This window comes from Arenibacter latericius DSM 15913, assembly GCF_000424985.1.
Taxonomy (GTDB): domain Bacteria; phylum Bacteroidota; class Bacteroidia; order Flavobacteriales; family Flavobacteriaceae; genus Arenibacter; species Arenibacter latericius.
Genome location: NZ_AUKX01000011.1, coordinates 25,143 through 48,069, shown reverse-complemented (window position 1 = coordinate 48,069; position 22,927 = coordinate 25,143). Strand labels below are relative to the sequence as shown.

17 protein-coding genes are annotated in these 22,927 nt (G+C 36.5%); 14 read left to right on the top strand and 3 right to left on the bottom strand.

Annotation, left to right across the window (positions count from 1 at the left end; all coding sequences use genetic code 11):
* Positions 1 to 19: 19 nt before the first annotated feature.
* Positions 20 to 1,621, bottom strand: a complete 1,602-nt coding sequence (gene bshC / locus H344_RS0106905) for a bacillithiol biosynthesis cysteine-adding enzyme BshC (RefSeq protein WP_026809646.1) — start codon at positions 1,619 to 1,621, stop codon at positions 20 to 22.
* A 210-nt stretch (positions 1,622 to 1,831) separates the two neighbouring features.
* Between bshC and H344_RS0106900 the strand changes: the two genes are divergently transcribed.
* The 9 genes from H344_RS0106900 to H344_RS0106855 all read left to right on the top strand — a co-directional run bounded on the left by H344_RS0106900 (position 1,832) and on the right by H344_RS0106855 (position 15,209).
* The gene (locus H344_RS0106900) at positions 1,832 to 4,288 is read left to right on the top strand and encodes a M14 family metallopeptidase (protein WP_026809645.1); all 2,457 of its coding nucleotides are present in this window, start codon (positions 1,832 to 1,834) and stop codon (positions 4,286 to 4,288) included.
* Between the two features lie 25 nt (positions 4,289 to 4,313).
* The gene (locus H344_RS0106895) at positions 4,314 to 5,681 is read left to right on the top strand and encodes an aldehyde dehydrogenase (protein ID WP_026809644.1); all 1,368 of its coding nucleotides are present in this window, start codon (positions 4,314 to 4,316) and stop codon (positions 5,679 to 5,681) included.
* 11 nt (positions 5,682 to 5,692) lie between these two features.
* Entirely contained in the window at positions 5,693 to 6,805 is a 1,113-nt protein-coding gene (locus H344_RS0106890; protein WP_026809643.1) for a Gfo/Idh/MocA family protein, read from the top strand.
* 298 nt (positions 6,806 to 7,103) lie between these two features.
* Positions 7,104 to 7,556, top strand: a complete 453-nt coding sequence (locus H344_RS0106880) for a DUF1569 domain-containing protein (protein ID WP_026809642.1) — start codon at positions 7,104 to 7,106, stop codon at positions 7,554 to 7,556.
* 166 nt (positions 7,557 to 7,722) lie between these two features.
* A complete protein-coding gene (locus H344_RS0106875; RefSeq protein ID WP_026809641.1) occupies positions 7,723 to 9,828 on the top strand; it encodes a glycoside hydrolase family 20 zincin-like fold domain-containing protein in 2,106 nt (701 codons plus the stop codon).
* A gap of 131 nt (positions 9,829 to 9,959) precedes the next feature.
* Complete coding sequence (rluF, locus tag H344_RS0106870; protein WP_026809640.1) at positions 9,960 to 10,694, top strand: 23S rRNA pseudouridine(2604) synthase RluF; 735 nt, start codon at positions 9,960 to 9,962, stop codon at positions 10,692 to 10,694.
* A 24-nt stretch (positions 10,695 to 10,718) separates the two neighbouring features.
* Positions 10,719 to 12,263, top strand: coding sequence for a carbon-nitrogen hydrolase family protein (locus H344_RS0106865; protein WP_026809639.1), 1,545 nt, complete (start codon positions 10,719 to 10,721; stop codon positions 12,261 to 12,263).
* Positions 12,264 to 12,723: 460 nt separating this feature from the next.
* Complete coding sequence (locus H344_RS0106860; protein WP_026809638.1) at positions 12,724 to 14,055, top strand: carboxypeptidase-like regulatory domain-containing protein; 1,332 nt, start codon at positions 12,724 to 12,726, stop codon at positions 14,053 to 14,055.
* A gap of 98 nt (positions 14,056 to 14,153) precedes the next feature.
* Positions 14,154 to 15,209, top strand: a complete 1,056-nt coding sequence (locus tag H344_RS0106855) for a S66 peptidase family protein (RefSeq protein WP_026809637.1) — start codon at positions 14,154 to 14,156, stop codon at positions 15,207 to 15,209.
* Positions 15,210 to 15,287: 78 nt separating this feature from the next.
* Here H344_RS0106855 and recQ read toward each other — a convergent pair whose 3' ends face one another.
* Positions 15,288 to 17,504, bottom strand: a complete 2,217-nt coding sequence (gene recQ / locus H344_RS0106850; RefSeq protein ID WP_394330140.1) for a DNA helicase RecQ — start codon at positions 17,502 to 17,504, stop codon at positions 15,288 to 15,290.
* A gap of 187 nt (positions 17,505 to 17,691) precedes the next feature.
* Between recQ and H344_RS0106845 the strand changes: the two genes are divergently transcribed.
* From H344_RS0106845 to lptB, 4 genes are all read left to right on the top strand, one after another.
* A complete protein-coding gene (locus tag H344_RS0106845; RefSeq protein WP_026809635.1) occupies positions 17,692 to 18,657 on the top strand; it encodes a KpsF/GutQ family sugar-phosphate isomerase in 966 nt (321 codons plus the stop codon).
* Positions 18,657 to 19,496, top strand: a complete 840-nt coding sequence (gene tatC / locus H344_RS0106840) for a twin-arginine translocase subunit TatC (RefSeq protein WP_026809634.1) — start codon at positions 18,657 to 18,659, stop codon at positions 19,494 to 19,496. The genes H344_RS0106845 and tatC overlap by 1 nt, the downstream gene beginning before the upstream one ends.
* A complete protein-coding gene (locus H344_RS0106835; RefSeq protein WP_026809633.1) occupies positions 19,480 to 19,830 on the top strand; it encodes a carboxymuconolactone decarboxylase family protein in 351 nt (116 codons plus the stop codon). Before tatC ends, H344_RS0106835 begins: the two co-directional genes overlap by 17 nt.
* A 65-nt stretch (positions 19,831 to 19,895) precedes the next feature.
* Positions 19,896 to 20,636, top strand: a complete 741-nt coding sequence (gene lptB / locus H344_RS0106830) for an LPS export ABC transporter ATP-binding protein (protein WP_026809632.1) — start codon at positions 19,896 to 19,898, stop codon at positions 20,634 to 20,636.
* A gap of 116 nt (positions 20,637 to 20,752) precedes the next feature.
* On the opposite strand, the gene H344_RS0106825 is transcribed toward lptB, so the two are convergent.
* Positions 20,753 to 21,517: a CDP-alcohol phosphatidyltransferase family protein gene (locus H344_RS0106825; protein WP_026809631.1), complete on the bottom strand. Its 765-nt coding sequence runs from the start codon at positions 21,515 to 21,517 to the stop codon at positions 20,753 to 20,755.
* A 181-nt stretch (positions 21,518 to 21,698) separates the two neighbouring features.
* Here H344_RS0106825 and H344_RS0106820 point away from each other — a divergent pair, with 181 nt between their 5' ends.
* A complete protein-coding gene (locus H344_RS0106820) occupies positions 21,699 to 22,922 on the top strand; it encodes a lipoprotein N-acyltransferase Lnb domain-containing protein (protein WP_240484955.1) in 1,224 nt (407 codons plus the stop codon).
* Positions 22,923 to 22,927: the final 5 nt, after the last annotated feature.

The following is a 22,927-nucleotide window of genomic DNA, read 5'->3' as shown; positions in this document are numbered from 1 at the left end:
GTTGTGAAGTAGTCTTTAACTAATCCATCATTATAATAGTAAAGTCTCCCGCCAAAGGATCGAGCGCTTCTATTAAAGAAGGAATCAACCGCTCACCATATTCCAAATAGAGTTCTGAGAAATTAAGGTTGCGCTCTTGCAGGGACCTATTAGGGAAAAGCTGATTTTGAATTTCGGTCATTCGCAACACCTGATCCTCTAATTTTCTTTTTTGTGCACGTAATAGTCGTTTCTCTAGATGATCTAACCCATTAAGCTGCTTCACTTCCTGAGCTTTTACTGCTCCTAAGAATGATGCATCTGTAATTTTTGCCAATTCATAAAGACCTTTAAATTGTTCTATTAAATGCTCTTTTTGAGGGGTAAAATCGATATCTATATTAGAAATTTCCCGAATTTTCTTATTGATAAAACTGCTTTGATCTAAAAATAAGTCTGCAATGGAGATATTCATTTTATCCAATTTCTCATATTGCTTTTGCGTAATCACCAAGGCAGAATTACGAAGTAAAAGCATTGGAAAAGGCACCTCCATTTCGTTAAACATGGCTTTTAGCTGTAACCAATAAGCCAGTTCACCTCCTCCTCCAATATAACATAGATTAGGAAGTATAACTTCTTGATATAAGGGTCTAGTGAGAACATTAGGTGAAAATCTTTCCGGATGATCCATCAATTCCTTTAGAATCTCCTCTTTTGTAAATCGGATTTTAGTGTCGTTAACAAAATACTTCCCGTCTTGCTCTAAAATTCTCTCGCGCACCCCATCTATCAAATAAAAGTAATTAATTTCTCTAGGGTTAACCTGAATTCCATAATTTCCTTTTAATTCCTCTAATCCAACAATGGTCTTATCTACCATTTTATGGGAGGTTTGTTCCAAAAGATCCTTTTCTACATACGGAATTAGGAGGCTTTTTAGTTGCGGATCATTCCCATCTAAAATCACCAGTCCATATTCACCAAAAAGCTCATTAGCAAGATATCGGGTGGCTTCACCCAAAGAGTTATGCTCTAAATAGGCTTTTTCAAACCATTGTTTAAGCTTGTTGGCGTTTATACTTTTCCCTATTTCATTAGAAAAAGCATCACATATTGCTTGTAAGCCATCTGTATCTAAAGAGCCAACTGCTCCCGAAGCTTGTTTGTTCCATTGAAGTTTTTTCCCTCTGAAATTAAAGAAATTAATTTCTTCAAAATCGTGATCTTCGGTCGCCATCCAATAAATAGGGACAAAATCATTTTCTGGAAATTCACGCTTTAGTTTTTTTGTAAGATTAATAGTGGTAATAATCTTATATAAAAAGTACAGAGGACCTGTATATAAATTTAATTGATGCCCCGTAACAACGGTATAAGTCGACTTTTCCTTTAACAGTAAAATATTGGTTTCTGTTGTACTGGAGGTTTTGATGTTTTGATATTGCTCTTTTAGCACGGCAGACAATACCTGTCTGTTTGCAGAGGAAAAACTAGATTTCTCCTTAATTTGCTCCTTAAATTCGGCCAGCTGAGGCTTTCTATTATAAAAGGGATCCAACGCTGGAATCCCCTCCAAATAATCACATATTAAGTCAGAAAAATAACCGGTTTTTTTAAAGGGTATGCCTTTGATGTCCATAAAATATTGGTAATTTCTTAGGTAAAGATAGGGGTTACCCCTTTTTTCACGTCCTAAAAATACGTTAAGAAGTTTAATTTCCCATTTTAATGTAGGAATTTGAGTTTGCCACTGCCATGAAATTCACATATCTAGCTATATCCTTATACCAAGATAATAATATCAGCATTATTCCTTAGATTTGATTACTAGCAATAAATTTAATTCTAAATGAAAAGATTACTATTCTCTATACTGTTTTTGATTACTGCAGTAGCAATTGCCCAAGAAATTAAATCGCCCTCTCAATTTCTGGGATATGAATTAGGCACGGCCTTTACAAGGCATCACAGAGTAGTAGATTACTACAACCACCTTGCTTCCAATGCTCCAGACCGTGTGCAATTAATAGAATATGGAGTAACTAATGAGCAAAGGCCATTAATATTAGCTTATGTTTCTAGTTCAGAAAATATTAGCAATCTGGAGTCTATTAGAGAAGCACATATAAACAACACTAAAGGCAGAGAGTTACCAACAAAAGCCATTGTGTGGCTTAGTTATAATGTACACGGCAACGAAAGTGTTAGTACAGAGACCTCCATGCAAACCATTTATGAATTATTAACCGAAAAGTCTGATTTTTTGGAAGACACTGTAGTAATTATAGATCCTTGTATTAATCCGGATGGACGCGATAGATATGTTAATTGGTATTACCAAAACAAAAACACTCCCCACAACGTAGATCCAAACAGCAAAGAGCATCACGAAGAATGGTTAAACGGGAGACCTAATCACTACATGTTCGATTTAAATAGAGATTGGGCATGGTTAACCCAAGTAGAAAGTCAGCAACGTATCAAAATATACAACCAATGGCTCCCACATATTCATGTAGATTTTCATGAACAGGGTGTAGACAACCCCTATTTCTTTGCTCCTGCTGCCGAACCCTATCATGAGGTAGTCACCGATTTTCAACGCAATTTCCAAAAGGTTATCGGGAAAAATAACGCAAAATATTTCGACGCTAAGGGTTGGTTTTATTTCACCAAAGAGATTTTTGACCTACTCTATCCTAGTTATGGTGACACCTACCCTACTTACAACGGTAGCATTGGAATGACCTATGAGCAAGGCGGTAGTGGCCGCGCCGGATTGGCAATAAAAACTAGTATTGGCGACACCCTTACCTTAAAGGACCGTATATCACATCATTTAACAACTGGCCTCTCTACTGTAGAGATAGCTTCCCAAAATACAGCCCTATTAAATAAGGAGTTTAAAAAATTCTTTCAAAATAATGATTTCGAATATAAGAGCTACGTACTAAGCGGAGATCCTGACAAATTAGAAGCCTTGGGCAACTTATTACAATTACACGAAATTAATTATGGTTGGGCAGAAAATAGTTCTGTTAAAGGATATGATTACGGTTCAGGAAAAACAACCTCTAAAAAAACCTCATCCAAAAATATGGTAGTCTCTACAGACCAACCTAAAGGAACCATGGCAAAAGTACTTATGGAACCTAAAACCAAATTAAGCGATTCTCTTACCTATGACATTACTGCTTGGTCTTTACCCTATGCTTACGGTTTAGATGCGATAGCCTCAAAAACATTGATAAAGATAGGCTCTAAGGATCACTCTTCAGACTCTTGGAACACCTCTAATGACTTGCCTAAAAATGCTTACGCCTATATTGCAGATTGGACCAGTATGAAGGACGCTCGATTTTTATCGGAACTTATAAAACAAAATATACGAATCCGTTATGCCAACCATCCGTTTACCGTGAATGGAAAGGCGTTTAATCGAGGGAGTTTAATCATCACTACAGCCGATAATAAGAACCACAAGACTTTTGTAACTTCATTAGAAGCTGTTTCAAAAAAGCATCAAATTAAGCTTACCGCTACCGAATCTGGTTTTGTAGAAAAAGGAAAAGATTTTGGTTCTAGCTCTGTACCTATGATCACCGACTCCAAGATTGCCATTTTATCTGGAGATCCTACAAGCACATTGCAATTTGGTGAAATCTGGCATTTCTTTGAGCAACAATTGAATTACCCGGTAACAATTTTAGATTCTAAATACTACAGTAGTGTTAACCTATCCGAATACGATGTACTAATTCTACCTAATGGATGGTATGGCAACTTTTTTAATGACTCAAAACTGGCTAGTTTAAAGCAGTTTGTCCTAAAAGGCGGAAAAATAATAGCTATGCAAGGGGCCATAAAAGGTATAAGTGGTAAAAAAGGTTTTGCAATAAAGGAAAAGAAAATTGAGAAGGATAGCTTAGAAAATTATCCTCTACATGACGATTCTGAAAGAGAATACATAAAAAACACTATCACTGGGGCTATTTTTAAAACCAAGGTAGACCCAACACACCCTTTAGCATATGGGTATCCCGATCATTATTTTTCACTTAAGCTTGGGAAAGCAGCCTATGAAAAGTTAGATACAGGTAGTGTGGCCTATTTAGAAAAAGATAGTTCTCCTGTTTCTGGTTTTGCGGGAAGTGAGGCATTAAAAGAAATACAGGAAACACTAGTTTTTGGAGTAGAAAACCACGGAAAGGGACAGGTTATCTATATGGTAGACAATCCTTTATTCCGAGGCTTTTGGGAGAATGGGAAGCTTTTTTTTGTGAACGCCCTTTTCATGGTGCAATAGATATAAAACAACCAGACCAATTATTATGGATAATATACAAGAAGCAGTAAACCTTCAAAGGGAGTTCTTCCAATCTAATACTACCAAAGAGGTAGCATTTAGGATTACTCAATTAAGAAAGTTAGAGTCTGTACTTAGAGAAAATGAAGATGCTCTTCATGAGGCTATTTACAAGGACTTTAAAAAATCGGTCTTTGAAAACTATACGACAGAAATCAGCCTGCTTTATCACGATATTAAAGAAGCTATAAAGAACGTTTCAAAATGGTCTAAGAAAAAGCGGGTTAGGACCAATTTAGCCAATCTTCCCGCAAGATCGTATATTATTCCTGAACCCTTGGGAGTAAGTTTAATTATTGGCGCATGGAATTATCCGTATCAACTATCCCTTGCCCCTGCAATAGCTGCCATTGCCGCCGGAAATACGGTTGTGTTAAAACCAAGCGAGCTTCCCATAAATACCAGTAATGCCATGGCCAAGCTGATTAACGAGAATTTTAACCCAAATTTCTTTAAGGTTGTGGAAGGTGGTGTTCCAGAAACAACAGCACTTTTAAATCAAAAATTTGATAAGATATTCTTTACTGGAAGCATTCCCGTAGGTAAAATTGTGTATCAGGCCGCTGCAAAAAATCTTACTCCCGTAACCCTAGAACTAGGAGGTAAGAGTCCTGCTATAATCACTGAAAATTGCGATCTTAAGATCACGGTAAAGCGGTTAATTTGGGGGAAATTCCTAAATGCTGGTCAGACCTGTATCGCCCCAGACTATGTTGTAGTTCATCGATCTATAAAAGATCAATTTTTAGAAATGGCAAAACAGGAAATAGAAGAATCCAAGTTCTTAGTGGAGGAGGATAACTATGTGCAAATTATAAATGATGCCAACGTAACGCGACTAATTTCTTTGATAGATGCCGATAAGATATACACTGGAGGGAAATACAACACTGATACCCGAATTATAGAACCTACCATTTTAACCGATATAACTTTTGACCACGAGGTGATGGAGGACGAAATTTTTGGACCAATACTTCCGGTTATCGAATATGATGAACTTGATGCTATTATTGCCAAAATAAAAGAGCGACCAAAACCCTTGGCCTGCTATGTGTTTACGAAAGATAGTGAGGCAAAACAAAAAGTATTAGATCAGATTTCCTTTGGCGGAGGTGCTGTTAACGATGCCGTGATGCATATTGCCAACAGTAATTTAGGCTTTGGTGGGGTTGGAGATAGTGGTATAGGAGCTTACCATGGAGAGCATGGGTTTAGGGCATTCTCACATTATAAAGGAATATTAGACAAAGCTACATGGATAGAACCGAATCTAAAATATCACCCCCATACCAAAAGCAAACTAAAATGGATAAAACGACTGATAGGATAATGCATTGTACTATGAAAATTTCTAAGCTTTTTAGCTTTAATATTCTTGTAATACTACTTTATCTAAACCCAATGTCCATAATTGGTCAGTCCTCAAGGGAACCACTTAAGCTTGGAGTAGCCGGACTCTCCCATGACCATGTTCATTGGATCCTGAGCAGGCCTGATTTAGGGGATATAGAGATTGTTGGGATTGTAGAACCCAATAAAGAGCTAGTGGCAAGACATGCAAAACACTATGGATTTTCTATGGACCTAGTATTTAACACTTTGGAGGAGATGATCACCCAAGTAAAGCCACAAGCTGTTGCCGCATTTGGCAGTATTTATGATCACCTCTCCGTGGTAGAAGCCTGTGCTCCTAAAGGAATCCATGTAATGGTAGAGAAGCCTTTGGCAGTTAGTATGGATCACGCTTTAAAAATGAAGTCGCTAGCCGAAAAACATAATATTCATCTCCTCACCAACTATGAAACAACTTGGTATGCTTCTAACCATAAGGTGAATGAGATGGTTCAATCCAATAAAATTGGGGATTTGCGTAAAATTGTGGTTCATGACGGCCATGAAGGCCCTAAAGAGATTGGGGTAAGCAAAGAGTTTTTAAAATGGCTTACCGATCCAAAATTAAACGGTGCAGGGGCCTTAACAGACTTCGGTTGTTACGGAGCCAATTTAATTACTTGGCTCACAAAAGGCGAAAAACCGGAAGCAGTAATGGCATTGACCCAAACCATGAAACCCGAAATATATCCGAAGGTAGATGATGAGGCTACTATTATTTTGCGATATCCAAAAATGCAAGGTATAATTCAAGCTTCCTGGAATTGGCCTTTTTCTAGAAAAGACATGGAGGTGTATGGTAATACAGGGTACCTTATTAGTGACAATAGCACTGACATGAGATTTAGATATAAAAACGACAAGTCTGAACAAAAGGAGCGACTAAAACCACTTAGCAATCCGTATAAAGATCCCTTCAGCTTATTAGTAGCGGTTATAAATAACGAGATTATTCTACAGGACCACGATCTCCCAGCGCTAGAGAATAATATGTTGGTAGTAGAAATTTTGGAAGCTGCTAAAGAAAGTGCCCGGACAGGAAAATGGATAAATTTAAAGTAAACTACCTCGGGGCAAGCCCACAAGGAATTAAAAGAAAAAAACGGATTGATTTCGAGGCCTGCCTGGAAGATTCGGGCAAGACAGCCTCGGAGCATTTAAATCTCGATTATCGAGTAAATCTTTCAAGAAAATTATAAGCTCCTCGTATATAAAGTGGGGGAAATGAACATTCAATAGATAGAATATTCTAGCAATAGTTATTTTCACCTAAATCGGCTCAATTCAAATTAAACTATATTTACATCCAATTCATTTATGGATCATCCTATCCAGATAAGGACGTCAATACCAAAGTATCATGAAGAATATATTTGATTCTAAAGTTACAGAAGAAATCATAAGTAGAGTAAATAGGCTAACCCCAACCACAGCTCCAAAATGGGGTAAGATGAACGTAGCACAAATGCTAGCCCATTGCAACGTACCTTATGAAATGGTGTACACAGACAAACATCCTCAGCCCAACGGATTGATGAAGTTAATGCTAAAGCTATTTGTAAAGCAAACCGTAGTCAATGAAAAGCCATACAAGAAAAATAGCAGGACGGCTCCAGCGTTTATAATAGCTGATGAAAGAGATTTTGAAAAAGAAAAAAGCCGATTAACGGAATACCTTATAAAAACCCAGAAACTAGGAGAAGAATATTTTCATCAAAAAGAATCACATTCTTTTGGAAAATTATCTAAGTCAGAATGGAACAATCTCTTTTACAAACACCTTAACCATCATCTAGAGCAATTTGGCGTTTAAACGTTAGGGGGCAACTTTGTTAAACCTGAAACATAATACGCTATTATAGCCCCCTTATCTATTACCTTTTGTTTTATTCTATATATTTAAGGTTTTTCTTTCATACGCGTTCCATGATTGGAAATTATGATAAAAAAACAACGAATAATCACCCTATTTTAAAACCATGAAAAACACCTCATTTCTATTTCTTTTATCCTTTACTATTTTGCTATTCGCCTGTTCTTCTCAAGAGCAAAAAATGGGCGAATTTAAATTACTACCACAACCACAAGAATTCAACATCACTGGAGTAAGCACTTTTTCTCCATCCATGGAGATAGCGCATGCAGGCCTTAACCAAGAAACGTTACCCATACTTACCCGTGGCATTCTACCTTTAAAAGAAGACGATAACAAGGGGAAATCGCATCTCAACTACCAAATAGATGCCGCTATGGATATACCCTCTGAAGGCTATACCCTTTCTATAGCAAAAGAATCTATAGATATTAAAGCAAAGGATGAAGCCGGACTTTTTTATGCTTTTGCTACCCTAGAGCAGTTATATGAAGATGCCAAGGATCAAAAAGTAAATCTACCCTTATGTGAAATTACAGATTACCCAAAACTATCTTATAGGGCCGTACATATAGATGTAAAGCATCACTTGGAAAAAACGGATTATTACTACGGTTTAATGAACAAACTTGCTAGTTATAAGGTAAACGGAATAATCTTAGAAATAGAAGATAAATTAAAATTTAAACGACAACCTACTATCGCCTCCGAGGATGCTCTAAGCATTGAAGAATGGAGGAAAATTAGTGATTACGCTAAAGAGCGAAATATAGAGATTAGTCCGCTAGTACAAGGTCTTGGTCACGCTTCCTTTATTTTAAAGCATCCAGAATATCACGACTTACGTGACAACCCAAATAGTGATTGGGCTTTTAACCCTTTAGACCCCAAAACTTATGAGGTTCAGTTTGACTTATATTTAGACGCTATGGAGGCCTTTCCTCATGGAAAATACCTTCATGTAGGGGGAGACGAGGTACATACTACAGGAAGAGACAGTAAAGAACCTGCTTTAAAACTTCAGTTAATCTGGTTAGACAAGGTATCTAAATTTGCTGAAGAGCATAATAGGACTCCAATATTCTGGGACGACATGCCCTTATTACAGGCAGACGTGTACGCTCCTATGTTTAAGCCAGAAATGACCGAAGAAGAAGTAGAAAAGGTTTGGGAAGAGAACGAACATAAACTACTTGCCTTTTTGGATGATTTTCCAAAGAACTGTATTTATATGCGATGGAATTACGAAACTCCCCAAGCTCCAGGCAATATAAAAGCCATGCAATGGTTTACGGATCATGGAATGGAAGTTATGGGTGCTACCGCTGGCCAGACACGATGGGTATTAATGCCACAAAACGACAGTAATATGGACAATATTAGATCCTTTGCTGTTAGCTCTATAGAAAGTGGTTCCAAAGGTTTATTATTAACACTTTGGGATGATGACTCCCCTCACTTTGAATTGTATATGCGTGGAATTTTAGCCTTTGCCGAATATTCATGGACGGGAGATAAACGCAGTAACGAAGAGATAAAATCTGCCTTTAGGCAAAGAGAATATGGTTACCCCCTAGCAGCAACTGAAAATGCTTTTATAAGCGATTTGGAAGAACCAGTAGCGTTTTGGAAAAATGCCTTATTAAAAGGCAACAAACGCAACTATTTAAAAACCATGCAAAACCCTATGGAAGACGGTCTTATGGACTTCCCAAACATTAACGATAAAGGAGCATGGAGTATTGCTAATGAAGACCGACTGGAAAAAGCAGCTCAGTATATAGAATTAACAGACAGTATTGCAAAAAAGATCACCGCAGCTAGATCTAAGGCCCTTAGAAACGATTATAATTTACAAGTATACGAGCAGGTAAATAAATTAGCCCAGTATAGTCCTAAAATATTATTGACATTAGCGGAGTATGACAGTGCAAAAAATCAAGATGAAATTATTGCCTCTTCCGAAAAACTAAAGGAATTGAAGTCAGGATTTAATTCCCTTAGAAAAGAGCTAGAAAATGTATATCGAAAAACTAGAATACTCAATAAACCGGAAAATTATATTCTAGATCAGGATCACCATGTACATCTAGCAAATCAATCTTTGAACTTCGATTGGCAATTTTATGCCGAGATGTTATTTTTTGAAAAATTAGACGAAGAGCTAGAAAAAGAAATGTATATGGAAATTTCAGATCCATTAAAAAAATAACTGGAAAATACATTATAAACAGTCGATAGCAGTCAATAAATTTATTGCAGTGATCTTATCCTTTATAAAAGTTTATTTCAGTATATTTCGGCACTAAAACCCGATACTCAAATTGGGCTTAAGGAGCGGATATGAAAGAGAAGGAAGGCACACGAATAAATAAATATTTAAGTGAAATGGGCTACTGCTCTAGAAGAGCAGCAGACAAACTAATAGATCAAGGTAAGGTTACTATTAACGGCAAGGTACCGGAAATGGGCACTAGAATTTCTGAGGGAGACGAAGTACGTGTAGACGGAAAACTCATTTCAGAACCACAGGCCAAACCTGTCTATATTGCGTTTAACAAGCCTATCGGTATTGTTTGTACTACTGATACAAGACGAGAAAAGGACAATATTGTAGATTTCATTAATTACCCAAGTAGAATATTTCCAATTGGAAGGTTAGACAAACCTAGTGAAGGGCTAATTCTATTGACCAATGACGGGGATATTGTAAATAAAATTTTACGTGCTAGCAATAATCACGAAAAAGATTATATCGTTAGCGTAGATCGTCCTATTACCGAAGAATTCTTGGAAAACATGAGTAATGGGGTTCCTATTTTAGGCCAAATGACCAAAAAATGTAAGCTAGTGAAGCTTGGTAAATTTGAGTTTAAAATAACCCTAACCCAAGGACTAAACAGACAAATTCGGCGGATGTGTGAGTATTTCAACTACAACGTAACCTCCTTAAGACGGATACGCATTATGAACATTAAGTTAGATATACCTGTAGGTACTTGGCGCGATTTAACCGATAAGGAACTACAGGAAATAACCACCATGGTTAATACTTCCACTAAAACACCAAAACCCTAACATTCCCCTTACTACAAATAAATAATGGACAATAAAATAAACATAGAGGATATAGAGAACATAGAACTGTCCTATTTAAGCTTGGATGACTATCAGGAATTAAAGTCCGCTATGATTGCGTCCTATACTACTATGCCTCATTCTTATTGGAGAGAGCATCAGATAGAAACGCTAATTAAGCGGTTTCAAGAAGGGCAAGTAGTTATTAAGGTGAATAACCAAATTGCTGGTTGCGCCCTGTCCATTATTATTAATTATAACGATTTTGACAATCAACATACCTACCAACAGATTACCGGAGATTACACCTTTAACACGCATTCTTCGGATGGGGATATATTATACGGTATAGACGTTTTTATAAAACCCGAGTATAGAGGTATGCGATTAGGAAGACGACTCTATGATTATAGGAAAGATCTATGTGAACGCCTAAATTTAAAAGGGGTTGCCTTTGGCGGAAGAATACCCAACTACCACAAATATATGGATACGCTTACTCCTAAAGCGTATATAGAAAAAGTGAAGAGTAAGGAGATTCACGACCCTGTACTTAATTTCCAAATTTCAAATGACTTTCATCCTACTAGGATCTTAAAACATTATTTGGAGGGTGATGCCGCATCCAATGAATATGCTGTACTATTAAAATGGGACAATATTTATTATGAAAAAGTAAATAAAAAACCTTCCACCAATAAAAGGGTAGTTAGATTAGGTCTAATACAATGGCAAATGAGGCCATACAAAAACTTGGAAGATGTACTTCAACAAGCGGAATTTTTTATCGATTCTGTTTCTAGTTATCGTTCAGATTTCGCGTTGTTCCCAGAGTTTTTCAATGCCCCTTTGATGGCTGAAGACAATCACCTATCAGAGCCAGAAGCTATTCGTAATCTAGCCTTACACACCTCTACCATAGTTCAGAAATTCTCCGAATTAGCCATATCCTATAATATCAATATTATTACGGGAAGCATGCCAGAAGTAAAGGATGGCAAGCTTTATAATGTAGGTTATTTGTGTAAACGAGACGGTACTAAAGAAAGATACGAAAAATTACACGTTACTCCAGATGAAGAACGGGTTTGGGGGATGCAGGGTGGTAATCAATTAAAAACATTTGATACAGACTGTGGTAAGATTGGTATCCTAATCTGTTACGACTCAGAATTCCCAGAATTAAGCAGACTCCTTGCCGATGAAGGGATGGACATACTTTTTGTTCCCTTTCTAACAGATACCCAAAACGGATACTCTAGAGTGCGGAATTGTGCCCAAGCAAGAGCTATAGAAAACGAATGTTATGTGGCAATCGCAGGGAGTGTAGGTAACTTACCCAAGGTACACAATATGGATATCCAATACGCACAATCCATGGTATTCACCCCTTGTGATTTTGCTTTTCCCGCCAATGGAATTAAGGCAGAAGCTACGCCAAATACCGAAATGATCTTAATAGTTGATCTAGATTTAGATCTATTAACAGAATTAAATCAGTTTGGAAGTGTCAGAAATTTAAAAGACAGAAGAAAAGACATCTTTGATCTAAGAAAATTAAACCCTTAAAACACAAACTTAGATCCTTAAACGCTGCGTCCTAAGAATTTGATCTTCGGTTGATTAATAAATTTAGAAGAATGGGAATAGGTAAGCTATGCTCCCCTCCTTCTCATTGAACTATGGTACTATAGCTACCATTTCCCTCCATAATTAAGTTTAAATAAATTTAGGGTAATTCACTTAAATTCATTATCTTAGAAATAGGAAGCTTCCTCATTTAAGCAATATAACTTTAACTAAAATCTGGAAAAATACTCGTTATAACGTAAGAATGAGTAATACTAAAATAAACAACCAGATTAGGACATTGGCGATAACTTAATCTTCAATCTCTCCACTCTTGTGTTCGGATACAATCAATAGACCTTATCAACTAATATCAATGAAGGGAAGCAAAATTGATTGACTCAAATCCTAGATAGCAAATCTCGACATTTTACAATACTGATTTTAAAAAAAGTATTCTATGCAACAAATAACCATAAATATAAGAACAAGAATAATAGTGGTGACACTTCAGGTGTTGTTGTTTCTAGGAACAACTCATCAACTATGGGCTACCACTATGTTTCAAGACATTCAGGACCAAGAAACCTCCTATACCATCTATCAGGGTACTATAACTGATAGTCAATCCAACAAACCTTTGGTATTAGCCAATATTTCCTTGGAAAACTCTAATATTACCACCGTAAGCAACGCTGAGGGCGACTTTTCGTTAAAAATCCCAAAAGACATTACACAGGGTAACGTAATCATTTCATTTTTAGGATACCGAACTACAAAAATCCCTTTAACTCAATTAAAGAATAATAAAAATAGGATTGCTTTGGAAGCCTCAGCTATAGAGTTGCCGGAAGTAAGTGTTGCTATTCCCAAAGATGCCAAAGCTTTGGTATGGGAAACCTTAAAGAGAAGAGGCGACAATTACTTTGATGAACCTACTATAATGACGGCCTTTTACAGGGAAACCATTAAAAAAAGAAGAAAGAACGTATCCCTATCTGAAGCGGTTGTCAATATTTACAAAACTCCTTATAACACAGACCGAAGGGATGCCATAACATTATACAAATCTAGAAAAAGCACGGATTACAGTAAATTAGATACAGTGGTCTTGAAATTGCAGGGAGGTCCATTTAACACCTTGTTTGTTGATTTGGTAAAATACCCCCAATACATTTTCAGCGATGATACCTTTGATGATTATAATTTTAGTTTTGAAAATTATACCCGTATCAATAACAGCCTAATCTATGTGATAAATTTTAAGCAAAAAGAAACCATAACCGCACCTCTATATCAAGGTAAATTATATATAGATGGAGAAAGAAAAGTATTAACCAGTGCCGTATTTTCCTTAAATATAACTAACAAGGAAGAAGCTGCTAGATTATTTGTCCGTAAAAAGCCAGCAAAAGCAAATGTGTGGCCCACAGATATTGCTTATAGAGTAGATTACAGGGAGAAGAATGGGAAATGGTACTATGGATATAGTAATGTGTTATTGGTATTTAAGATTAATTGGGACGACAAACTGTTTAACTCTGTTTATAGCATGACCTCTGAAATGGCTGTAACGGATTGGGAAAAGAATACCACTGGTGATATTCCAAAGTTTAAAAATCGATTAAAATCATCGGTTATATTAAATGATGAGGCAACGGGCTTTTCCGATCCAGAATTTTGGGGAGAATATAATATCATAGAGCCAGAAAAATCTATAGAATCGGCAATTAAAAAAATTCAGAGACAATTAAGACGGTCGGGGGATAAGAACAATCAACCAGTTAAATAAGCTTACAGCTCACAATACTTATTAGGGAGGGATGATACCTTTGTATCTCCCCCCTTTTTTTATGGAATTTTGTTATTTTAGCTCATATTCCCAATTTTATGAAAAAGAGAAGAGAATTCTTAAAAAAAGCCACTGGGGTAGGAATGGCGTGTATGACCCCATCTATATTATTATCTCAGTCATCTACACCAGCACCTCACATATCATCAGTTAAAGCAAAAGCACTAAAAAAAGGGGACACTATTGGGTTAGTAGCTCCAGGTTTTGCCATCCCATTATTTGTATTAGAGAAAGCCAAGGAAACACTGATAAAAATGGGTTTTATCCCTTATCATACAGATAGAATTCTAGGCAATCATGGTTACTTTAGCAATACAGATGAGGAAAGAGCTGCAGACCTAAACGAAATGTTTGCAAACCCTAAGATAGATGGTATCCTTTGTGCAAGGGGAGGGTACGGATGTACCCGCATTATGCACATGATTGATTATGATATTATTAGAAATAACCCAAAAACATTTATCGGTTTTAGTGATATCACAGCTCTTTTAAACGGGATATATCAAAAAACAGGCTTAATAACCTTCCACGGACCAGTGGGAAGCACAATCACGGATGACTATAGTATAGCTCAATTAAAGCGAGTGGTAATGCATACTAGAGCAAAACAAGCTCTAAAAAATAAAGTATACCCCCTTAATTCCGAGTTTAAGAAACCCGAATATGACCAATATATTATCTGCCCTGGAAAAGTAAGTGGAAAACTAGTTGGTGGAAGTCTTACTTTGGTAAGTGCGCTAGTTGGCACTCCCGATGAAATAGACTTTACAGACGCCATTGTTTGTTTAGAAGAAATTGAAGAAGCACCATACCGTATAGACAGAATGCTTACTCAATTGATTCACAGCAAAACCTTCCATAAAGCAGCTGGATTTGCCTTAGGGGTATTTAAAGGGTGTGATCGCATTCCAGCCCCCACAACTTTCACCCTGAAAGAGGTTATAATGGATAGAATAGCCCCTTTAAATGTTCCTGCCGTATACGGACTTACCTTTGGTCATATAGATCATAACTTTACATTTCCAATAGGAACAATGGCTTCACTAGATGCCGATAAAATGAAACTTACTTTATTGGAAACCTCTGTACAATAAATTGAAGAAACTAAGAAATATAAAAAAATCCCCACTTAAATAAGCGGGGATTTTTTATATCAGCATAGTGAACACAGCCTAATTGGCCACTTCACTAATAAATTTAAGTCGATACAACCTGAGCTCCTCGTCCTCATAGTCACCATCAAACTCTTTTAATGCGTCTTCTAAATTATCAGATTCAGCTTCTAAAAAGTAATCATGGATTTCTTCTTGTTGATCTTCATCTAGAATATCATCAATCCAATAGCTTAAATTTAATTTAGTACCGCTAAATACAATCTGTTCCATTTCCTTTATCAGTTCATTTAGCTCCAATCCTTTCGCGGAAGCAATATCATCTAAAGGTAGTTTCCTGTCAACATTCTGAATAATATATAGTTTTAATGCAGAATTAGCACCCGTACTTTTTACAACAAGATCATCGGGTCTTATTATATCATTATTCTCAACGTAAGAAGCAATTAACTCTAAAAATGGTTTCCCATATCTCTTAGCCTTCCCTTCCCCTACTCCGTTTATATTAACCAATTCTTCTACGGTTATTGGGTATTTTAAGGCCATATCCTCTAATGATGGATCTTGGAACACTACAAATGGAGGGACATCTAACTTATGAGCTTGCTTCTTTCTTAAGTCTTTTAACATTGCATACAACTTACTATCTGCCACTCCCCCTCCTGCTTTTGCTGCACTTACAATAGCATCATCAGATTCTTTATTGTACACATGATCCATAGTCATCATAAACGAGGTAGGATTTTCTGCAAACTCTTTCCCAGCAGGAGTAACATGAAGAATTCCATATTGCTCTATCTCCTTTTTCAATAAACCGGCTACTAGCATCTGACGAATCAACGCCATCCAATACCCTTTATCCTTTTCCTTTCCGATTCCGAAAAATTCTTTTTCATCGGTTTTATGGGAGGAGATTAAAGCATTACTCTTTCCTGTTAGGGCCTTTACTACCTCCTTAGATTTAAATTTCTCACTGGTGCCAGTCACAACTTGAAGCACCTTAAGAACATTATCCTTGGCTTCTTGTTTTTCTTTAGGGTTACGAGAATTATCATCCATATCTGCTCCCTCTCCATTTATTTCGTCAAACTCTTCTCCAAAATAATGAAGGATAAACTTTCTTCGGGAAATTGAGGTCTCTGCAAAGGCAACAACTTCTTGTAAAAGAGCATTCCCTATTTCTTGTTCTGCAACGGGTTTGCCAGACATAAACTTCTCTAATTTCTCAATATCCTTATATGAGTAATACGCCAGGCAATGACCTTCGCCACCATCTCTACCAGCGCGACCTGTCTCCTGATAATAGCTCTCTATACTTTTAGGAATATCGTGGTGGATAACAAAGCGTACATCGGGTTTATCTATTCCCATTCCAAAGGCAATTGTAGCAACTACCACATCTACATCTTCCATTAAGAACATGTCCTGATGCCTAGATCTGGTCTTAGCATCAAATCCGGCATGGTAAGGCACTGCACTAACTCCATTTACCTGTAACACCTGGGCCAATTCTTCTACTCGCTTACGGCTTAAGCAGTATATAATTCCCGATTTCCCTTTATTTTGTTTTACAAAACGAATAATATCTGCATCTACATTTTGGGTTTTTGGGCGCACCTCATAAAATAAATTAGGCCTATTAAAGCTAGCCTTAAAGACTTTTGAGTCTCCAATACCTAAGTTTTTTATTATATCTTCCTGTACCTTAGGGGTAGCAGTAGCGGTTAGCGCAATAATAGGAATCCCATCCCCTAATCTTTTTACAATGGATTTCAGATTTCTGTATTCTGGTCTAAAATCATGTCCCCATTCAGAAATACAATGTGCTTCGTCCACGGCGACAAAAGAAATTTTTTCACCTTGTAAGAAATCAACATACTCATCCTTAGTTAAAGACTCTGGAGCTACGTATAATAGCTTAGTTACTCCCTCGCTAACATCTTTCTTAACCTGTTTAATTTCAGTTTTGGTAAGAGAGGAGTTAAGAACATGAGCTACCCCAGCATTTTCTGAAAGCCCCCTGATGGCATCAACCTGGTTTTTCATTAAGGCTATTAATGGAGAGACCACAATCGCTGTTCCTTCTTGCATTAATGCAGGTAGCTGATAACACAGGGATTTTCCCCCTCCGGTGGGCATAATTACAAAGGTGTTATTCCCTTGTATTATATTTTCTACTACTCCCTTTTGTAAACCTTTAAATTGGGAGAACCCAAAATACTTCTTTAGAGACGCAGCTAAATCAACATCTTCAATACTCATTCCGTACTTTACCATTTTCATCATATTTTTTGGCAACCACACCAAAAGTTAAGTAATTTTTCAGATTAAAATTAAATATTGTCCAGAAATAAATTCTTAATATTTAAATATATCCTATATACTTTAGTTTATGTAATTTTACAGTTTTAAATATAATACTTTCTTTTACGATAGAAATTTCACAACATAATTTAACATTATTTTGAGCAATCATAATGCTATTCTGGCGATAGCGAAAAAGACAATTGAAACCGAAGCAGAGGCAATAAACCAACTTTCCTCACTGTTAAACGATGATTTTTCCAAAGCCGTTGAATGCATACGCACCTCCAAAGGTAGGGTTATTATTTCGGGTATCGGAAAAAGTGCCCTTATAGCCTCAAAAATAGTTGCTACTCTAAATTCAACTGGCACCCCTGCTATTTTTATGCATGCTGCAGATGCCATACATGGCGACCTAGGAACCATCCAGGAAAACGATGTGGTAATCTGCATTTCTAAAAGTGGTAATACCGCGGAAATAAAAATGCTAGTTCCTTTAATTAAACGCGGGAATAACAAGCTAATAGGGATGACCGGAAATACAGATTCCTTTTTAGCACAGCAATCAGACTTTGTACTAAATACTTATGTTGAAAAAGAGGCCTGTCCCAATAATCTGGCCCCGACAACTAGTACAACAGCACAATTGGTAATGGGAGATGCTCTAGCGATATGTTTATTAGAACTAAAAGGGTTTAGTAGTAAAGATTTTGCAAAATACCATCCTGGAGGAGCATTGGGTAAAAAACTTTACCTAACCGTTGGCGATCTAGCCACTACTAACGAAGTTCCTAAAGTTGATATAACAAGCGATGTAAAGTCTGTAATTGTAGAAATTTCAGAAAAAATGCTTGGTGCCACTGCTGTCATGGAGAATAATAAGATTGTAGGCATCGTGACCGATGGAGATATCAGACGCATGTTAAACAAATTTGATACCATCTACGGCTTAACTGCTAAAGATATTATGAGCAGCACCCCAAAAACGATAGATGTGAATGTTTTAGCCATAAAAGCCTTAGAACTAATGCAGGCTAAAGGCATTTCGCAATTATTGGCTGTGGATGGAGACAATTACAAAGGAATAGTACATTTACATAATTTAATAAAAGAAGGAATACTATAATGGCAAAAAACAAAAAGACCCCCGATGAAATGTCTTTCCTAGACCATTTAGAGGAGTTAAGATGGCATTTAATACGTGCAACCTTAGCTATTGTAATAATAGGGAGTATCGCCTTTTTAATGAAGGACTTCATATTTGGCACCGTAATTTTTGGGCCAATGATGCCCGAATTCCCAACTTATGAAGTTTTTTGTAACCTATCTAAGATGCTAGGTTTTAGCGAGGCTTTTTGTAGTGCCGAGCCGTTGTTTACAGTGCAAAGTAGACAGATGTCTGAACAGTTTTCTGCACATATCTGGACCTCTATTTGGGCAGGTTTTATTGTAGGGTTTCCCTATGTGCTCTATGAGCTTTGGAAATTTATAGCTCCTGGACTCTATGATTCTGAAAGACAAAATGCAAGAGGCTTCATCTTTATAGCCTCTGCTCTATTTTTCACGGGTGTATTGTTTGGTTATTATGTGGTAGCACCGCTATCTATTAACTTCCTAGGAGGTTACTCTATTAGCGACACTGTAATAAGAGAAATAGACCTAAGTTCCTATATCTCAACGGTAAGAGCAGCAGTAATAGCATGTGGATTAATATTTGAACTTCCTATAATTATCTATTTCTTAACTAAAATTGGACTAGTTACACCAGAGGTATTACGCAAATACCGTAAAATAGCCTTGGTAGTAGTATTAATCCTATCAGCAGTTATTACTCCTCCCGATGTGGCGAGTCAAATTATTGTAGCAATCCCCATACTGATACTATATCAGGTAAGCATCTATATTTCAAAAGTAGTCTTAAGAAACGAAGCTAAAAAAATGAAACGCAATGCCAAATCAAGTTAAAGAGTTTAATGAATATCGCTCCAAAATGAATGAAAAGATTTTGGGAGATAATAACAAATTAATAAAGCGAATCTTCAATTTAGACACTAATGCATACGCTGCTGGAGCCTTAGACGTTAAAACTAAGGAGCTTTTAGGCTTAGTAGCCTCTGCCGTATTACGTTGTGATGACTGCGTAAAGTATCACTTAGAAAGCGCACATAATGAGGGAGCCACTAAGGAAGAAGTGATGGAAACCTTAGGGATTGCTACATTGGTTGGAGGTACAATTGTTGTACCACACCTACGTAGAGCTTATGAATATTGGGAAGCACTAGAAGAATTACAAGGTTAAAAAATCTACAATTTCTTTTCCCTGAATAAGATAAGCGTTAGTTTTGAGGAATAGCAACAGAAAATATGAAGCTAAGAGCGGAAAATATAATGAAGTCCTACCGAGGACGACAAGTAGTTAAAGGAATTTCCTTAGAAGTCAATCAAGGTGAAATTGTAGGTTTACTAGGGCCAAATGGAGCCGGAAAAACAACCTCTTTTTACATGATCGTAGGTTTGATTAAACCTAATGGTGGCAAAATATTTCTAGACAAAATGGAAATCACCAAATTCCCCATGTACAAGAGGGCCCAAAACGGAATTGGTTACTTGGCTCAGGAAGCTTCCGTCTTTAGAAAACTAAGTATTGAAGAAAATATTCTGAGTGTATTACAGCTAACCAAATTAAGTAAGAAGGAACAGTTGATGAAAATGGAATCCCTTATTGAAGAGTTTGGCCTCGGTCATATTCGTAAAAACAGGGGCGATCTATTGTCTGGGGGAGAAAGAAGACGTACTGAAATAGCTAGAGCACTAGCAACCGATCCTAAATTTATTTTATTGGACGAACCCTTTGCTGGGGTAGACCCGGTAGCCGTTGAAGATATACAGCGAATCGTAGCTCAACTTAAAAATAAGAATATAGGTATTTTAATTACGGACCATAACGTTCAAGAAACACTAGCTATTACAGAACGCTCTTATCTAATGTTTGAAGGTGGAATTTTAAAATCCGGTATACCCGAAGATTTGGCTGCTGATGAAATGGTTCGTAAAGTATATCTGGGACAAAACTTTGAACTCCGTAAAAAGAAATTAGATTTTTAATAGTTTTTATAGTCTGCCGCCCCTTTACTAAAATACTCACTTAGACCTTAGCATATTTAGCTAATATTATTCCTAGGAAATATCTCTCTTAGCAAGAAATCTTTAAAGAATAACAGCTATTCCACTTTTTTTCTGCTATCTAACTGAATTACTATAGAGCTTAATACATATAGGAATATAATTGCTGGGATAGCCATAAACTTAATGGTTAATATCAGCACTAAACTCACTACGATAAAGATATATCGCAACGCGTTTTCCTTAAAGCTCCAATTGTCAAACTTTAAGGCAAACAACTTAATAGGAGCATTTAATAAAAAGGTACTCAACAATGTTGTGACTATTAAAAAGACATCGTTAAGGATAATATCATTTAAGAGGTCATTATTATGATACCTAAGAATCAGCGGAAAAGACAATATTAACATGGCATTTGCGGGCGTTGGCAATCCTACAAAAGAGGAAGTTTGATTTTCATCAATATTGAATTTTGCCAAGCGATAAGCGGACCCCATAGTGATTAAAAATCCCAAGAAAGGGAACCATGACATCTCAGAAATACTTTCTGTAAATGTTTCCGTTACTACGGAAGTTGCTCCGGTATTCCACCCCCCATGGATAGCCATACTCAACAATTGATACATTACAATTCCAGGAACTAATCCACTAGTAATTACATCAGCCAACGAGTCTAACTGCAATCCCAATTCACTTTTAACATCTAAGGCTCGGGCTGCCAAGCCATCAAAGAAATCGAAAAAAATCCCTAAAAAAACAAAAAGGGCTGCAATCTCCAATTGATTTTTCACCGCAAATACAGTTGCAATACAACCGCAAAGTACGTTTAACAAAGTAATAAAGTTTGGTATATGCCTTTTCATAGATTTAGATTTCTTTTGTAAAATATTGTACCTAACCGTAACAAGGATCTTTAAATCATATAGAACCAAGATAGGTAAATAGGGGTAAAAATACCACTTATTAAAAAAAGCTGTTAAAATATATGTACTTTTTTATAATCCGGCCACCCGGTGTTCTTAAATCCTTTTATTTATTCGATATTTGCGACAATTATCGGCTACTAATAACCTCTCCCATTACAATATGTGGTTAAAAAATCAAATATTTTTATTTTTTTTCAGTATTTCCATATTCTGTGGTGCTCAACAGAGCCAGATATCTCCCAATGCACAAATAAGCGTACTCACTTGTGGGGCTGGTGACGATCTGTATACCACCTTTGGTCATAGCGCTTTTAGAGTACAAGATCCCGTGCAAGGAATTGATGTAGTTTACAACTATGGTACCTTTGATTTTAACCCCCCAATGTTTTATGTGGATTTTGCCAAGGGCAATTTGTTTTATTCCCTCAGTAAGCAGGAAACACCCTACTTTTTATATGCCTATGAATTAGAAAACAGATGGGTTAAGGAACAGCAGCTGGATCTTGATCTTGCTCAAAAAAACAAACTATACAAATTCCTTGAAATTAATCACCTACCAGAAAACAGGGATTATAAATACGATTTCTTTTACAATAACTGTGCAACCAAAATTGGAGATGTCCTTGAAGAAACTCTAGGCACCAAATTGCATTTTGAAGACCAATTAGAGGAAAAATACACTTTTCGAGAATTGCTACATCAAAAATTAACCTTAAATTCTTGGTCTAACTTTGGGATAGATCTGGCCTTAGGTTCGGTTATAGACCAAACAGCCTCTAACAAGGAACATATGTTTTTGCCCGATTATGTGATGAAACAATTAGGCAATTCCACTTTAGGCCGTTCCAAACTAGTGAGTAAAGAGCGAACAATCATTAATCCTAAAGAACGTAAAGCAGGGACTAACTTTATTACCACTCCCCTATTTTGGATATTATCACTATTGTTATTAGTTATTATCATCACCTATTTAAACTATAAAAACAAAGTAAGAAGTCGAGTCTTAGATTTTGGATTGTTTATCATAACTGGACTAGCAGGAATATTGTTACTGTTTTTATGGTTCTTTACTGACCATACAGCAACAGTATATAACTTTAATATACTATGGGTTTTCCCATTGAACACCATAGTTGCTTTTATACTCTTTAAAAAAAATACGGAGGCTTCATGGCTTCCCAAATATTTAATATTGCTATTGGCGATGCTGGTACTAACAGTGATTTTATGGATTTTTAATATTCAATCCTTTTCCCCACTAATAGCACCGTTACTTATTATGCTTGGAATAAGATATCTTTTTTTATGGAACTATTTTCAGCAATCAACCCGTTTAAAATAAAATTA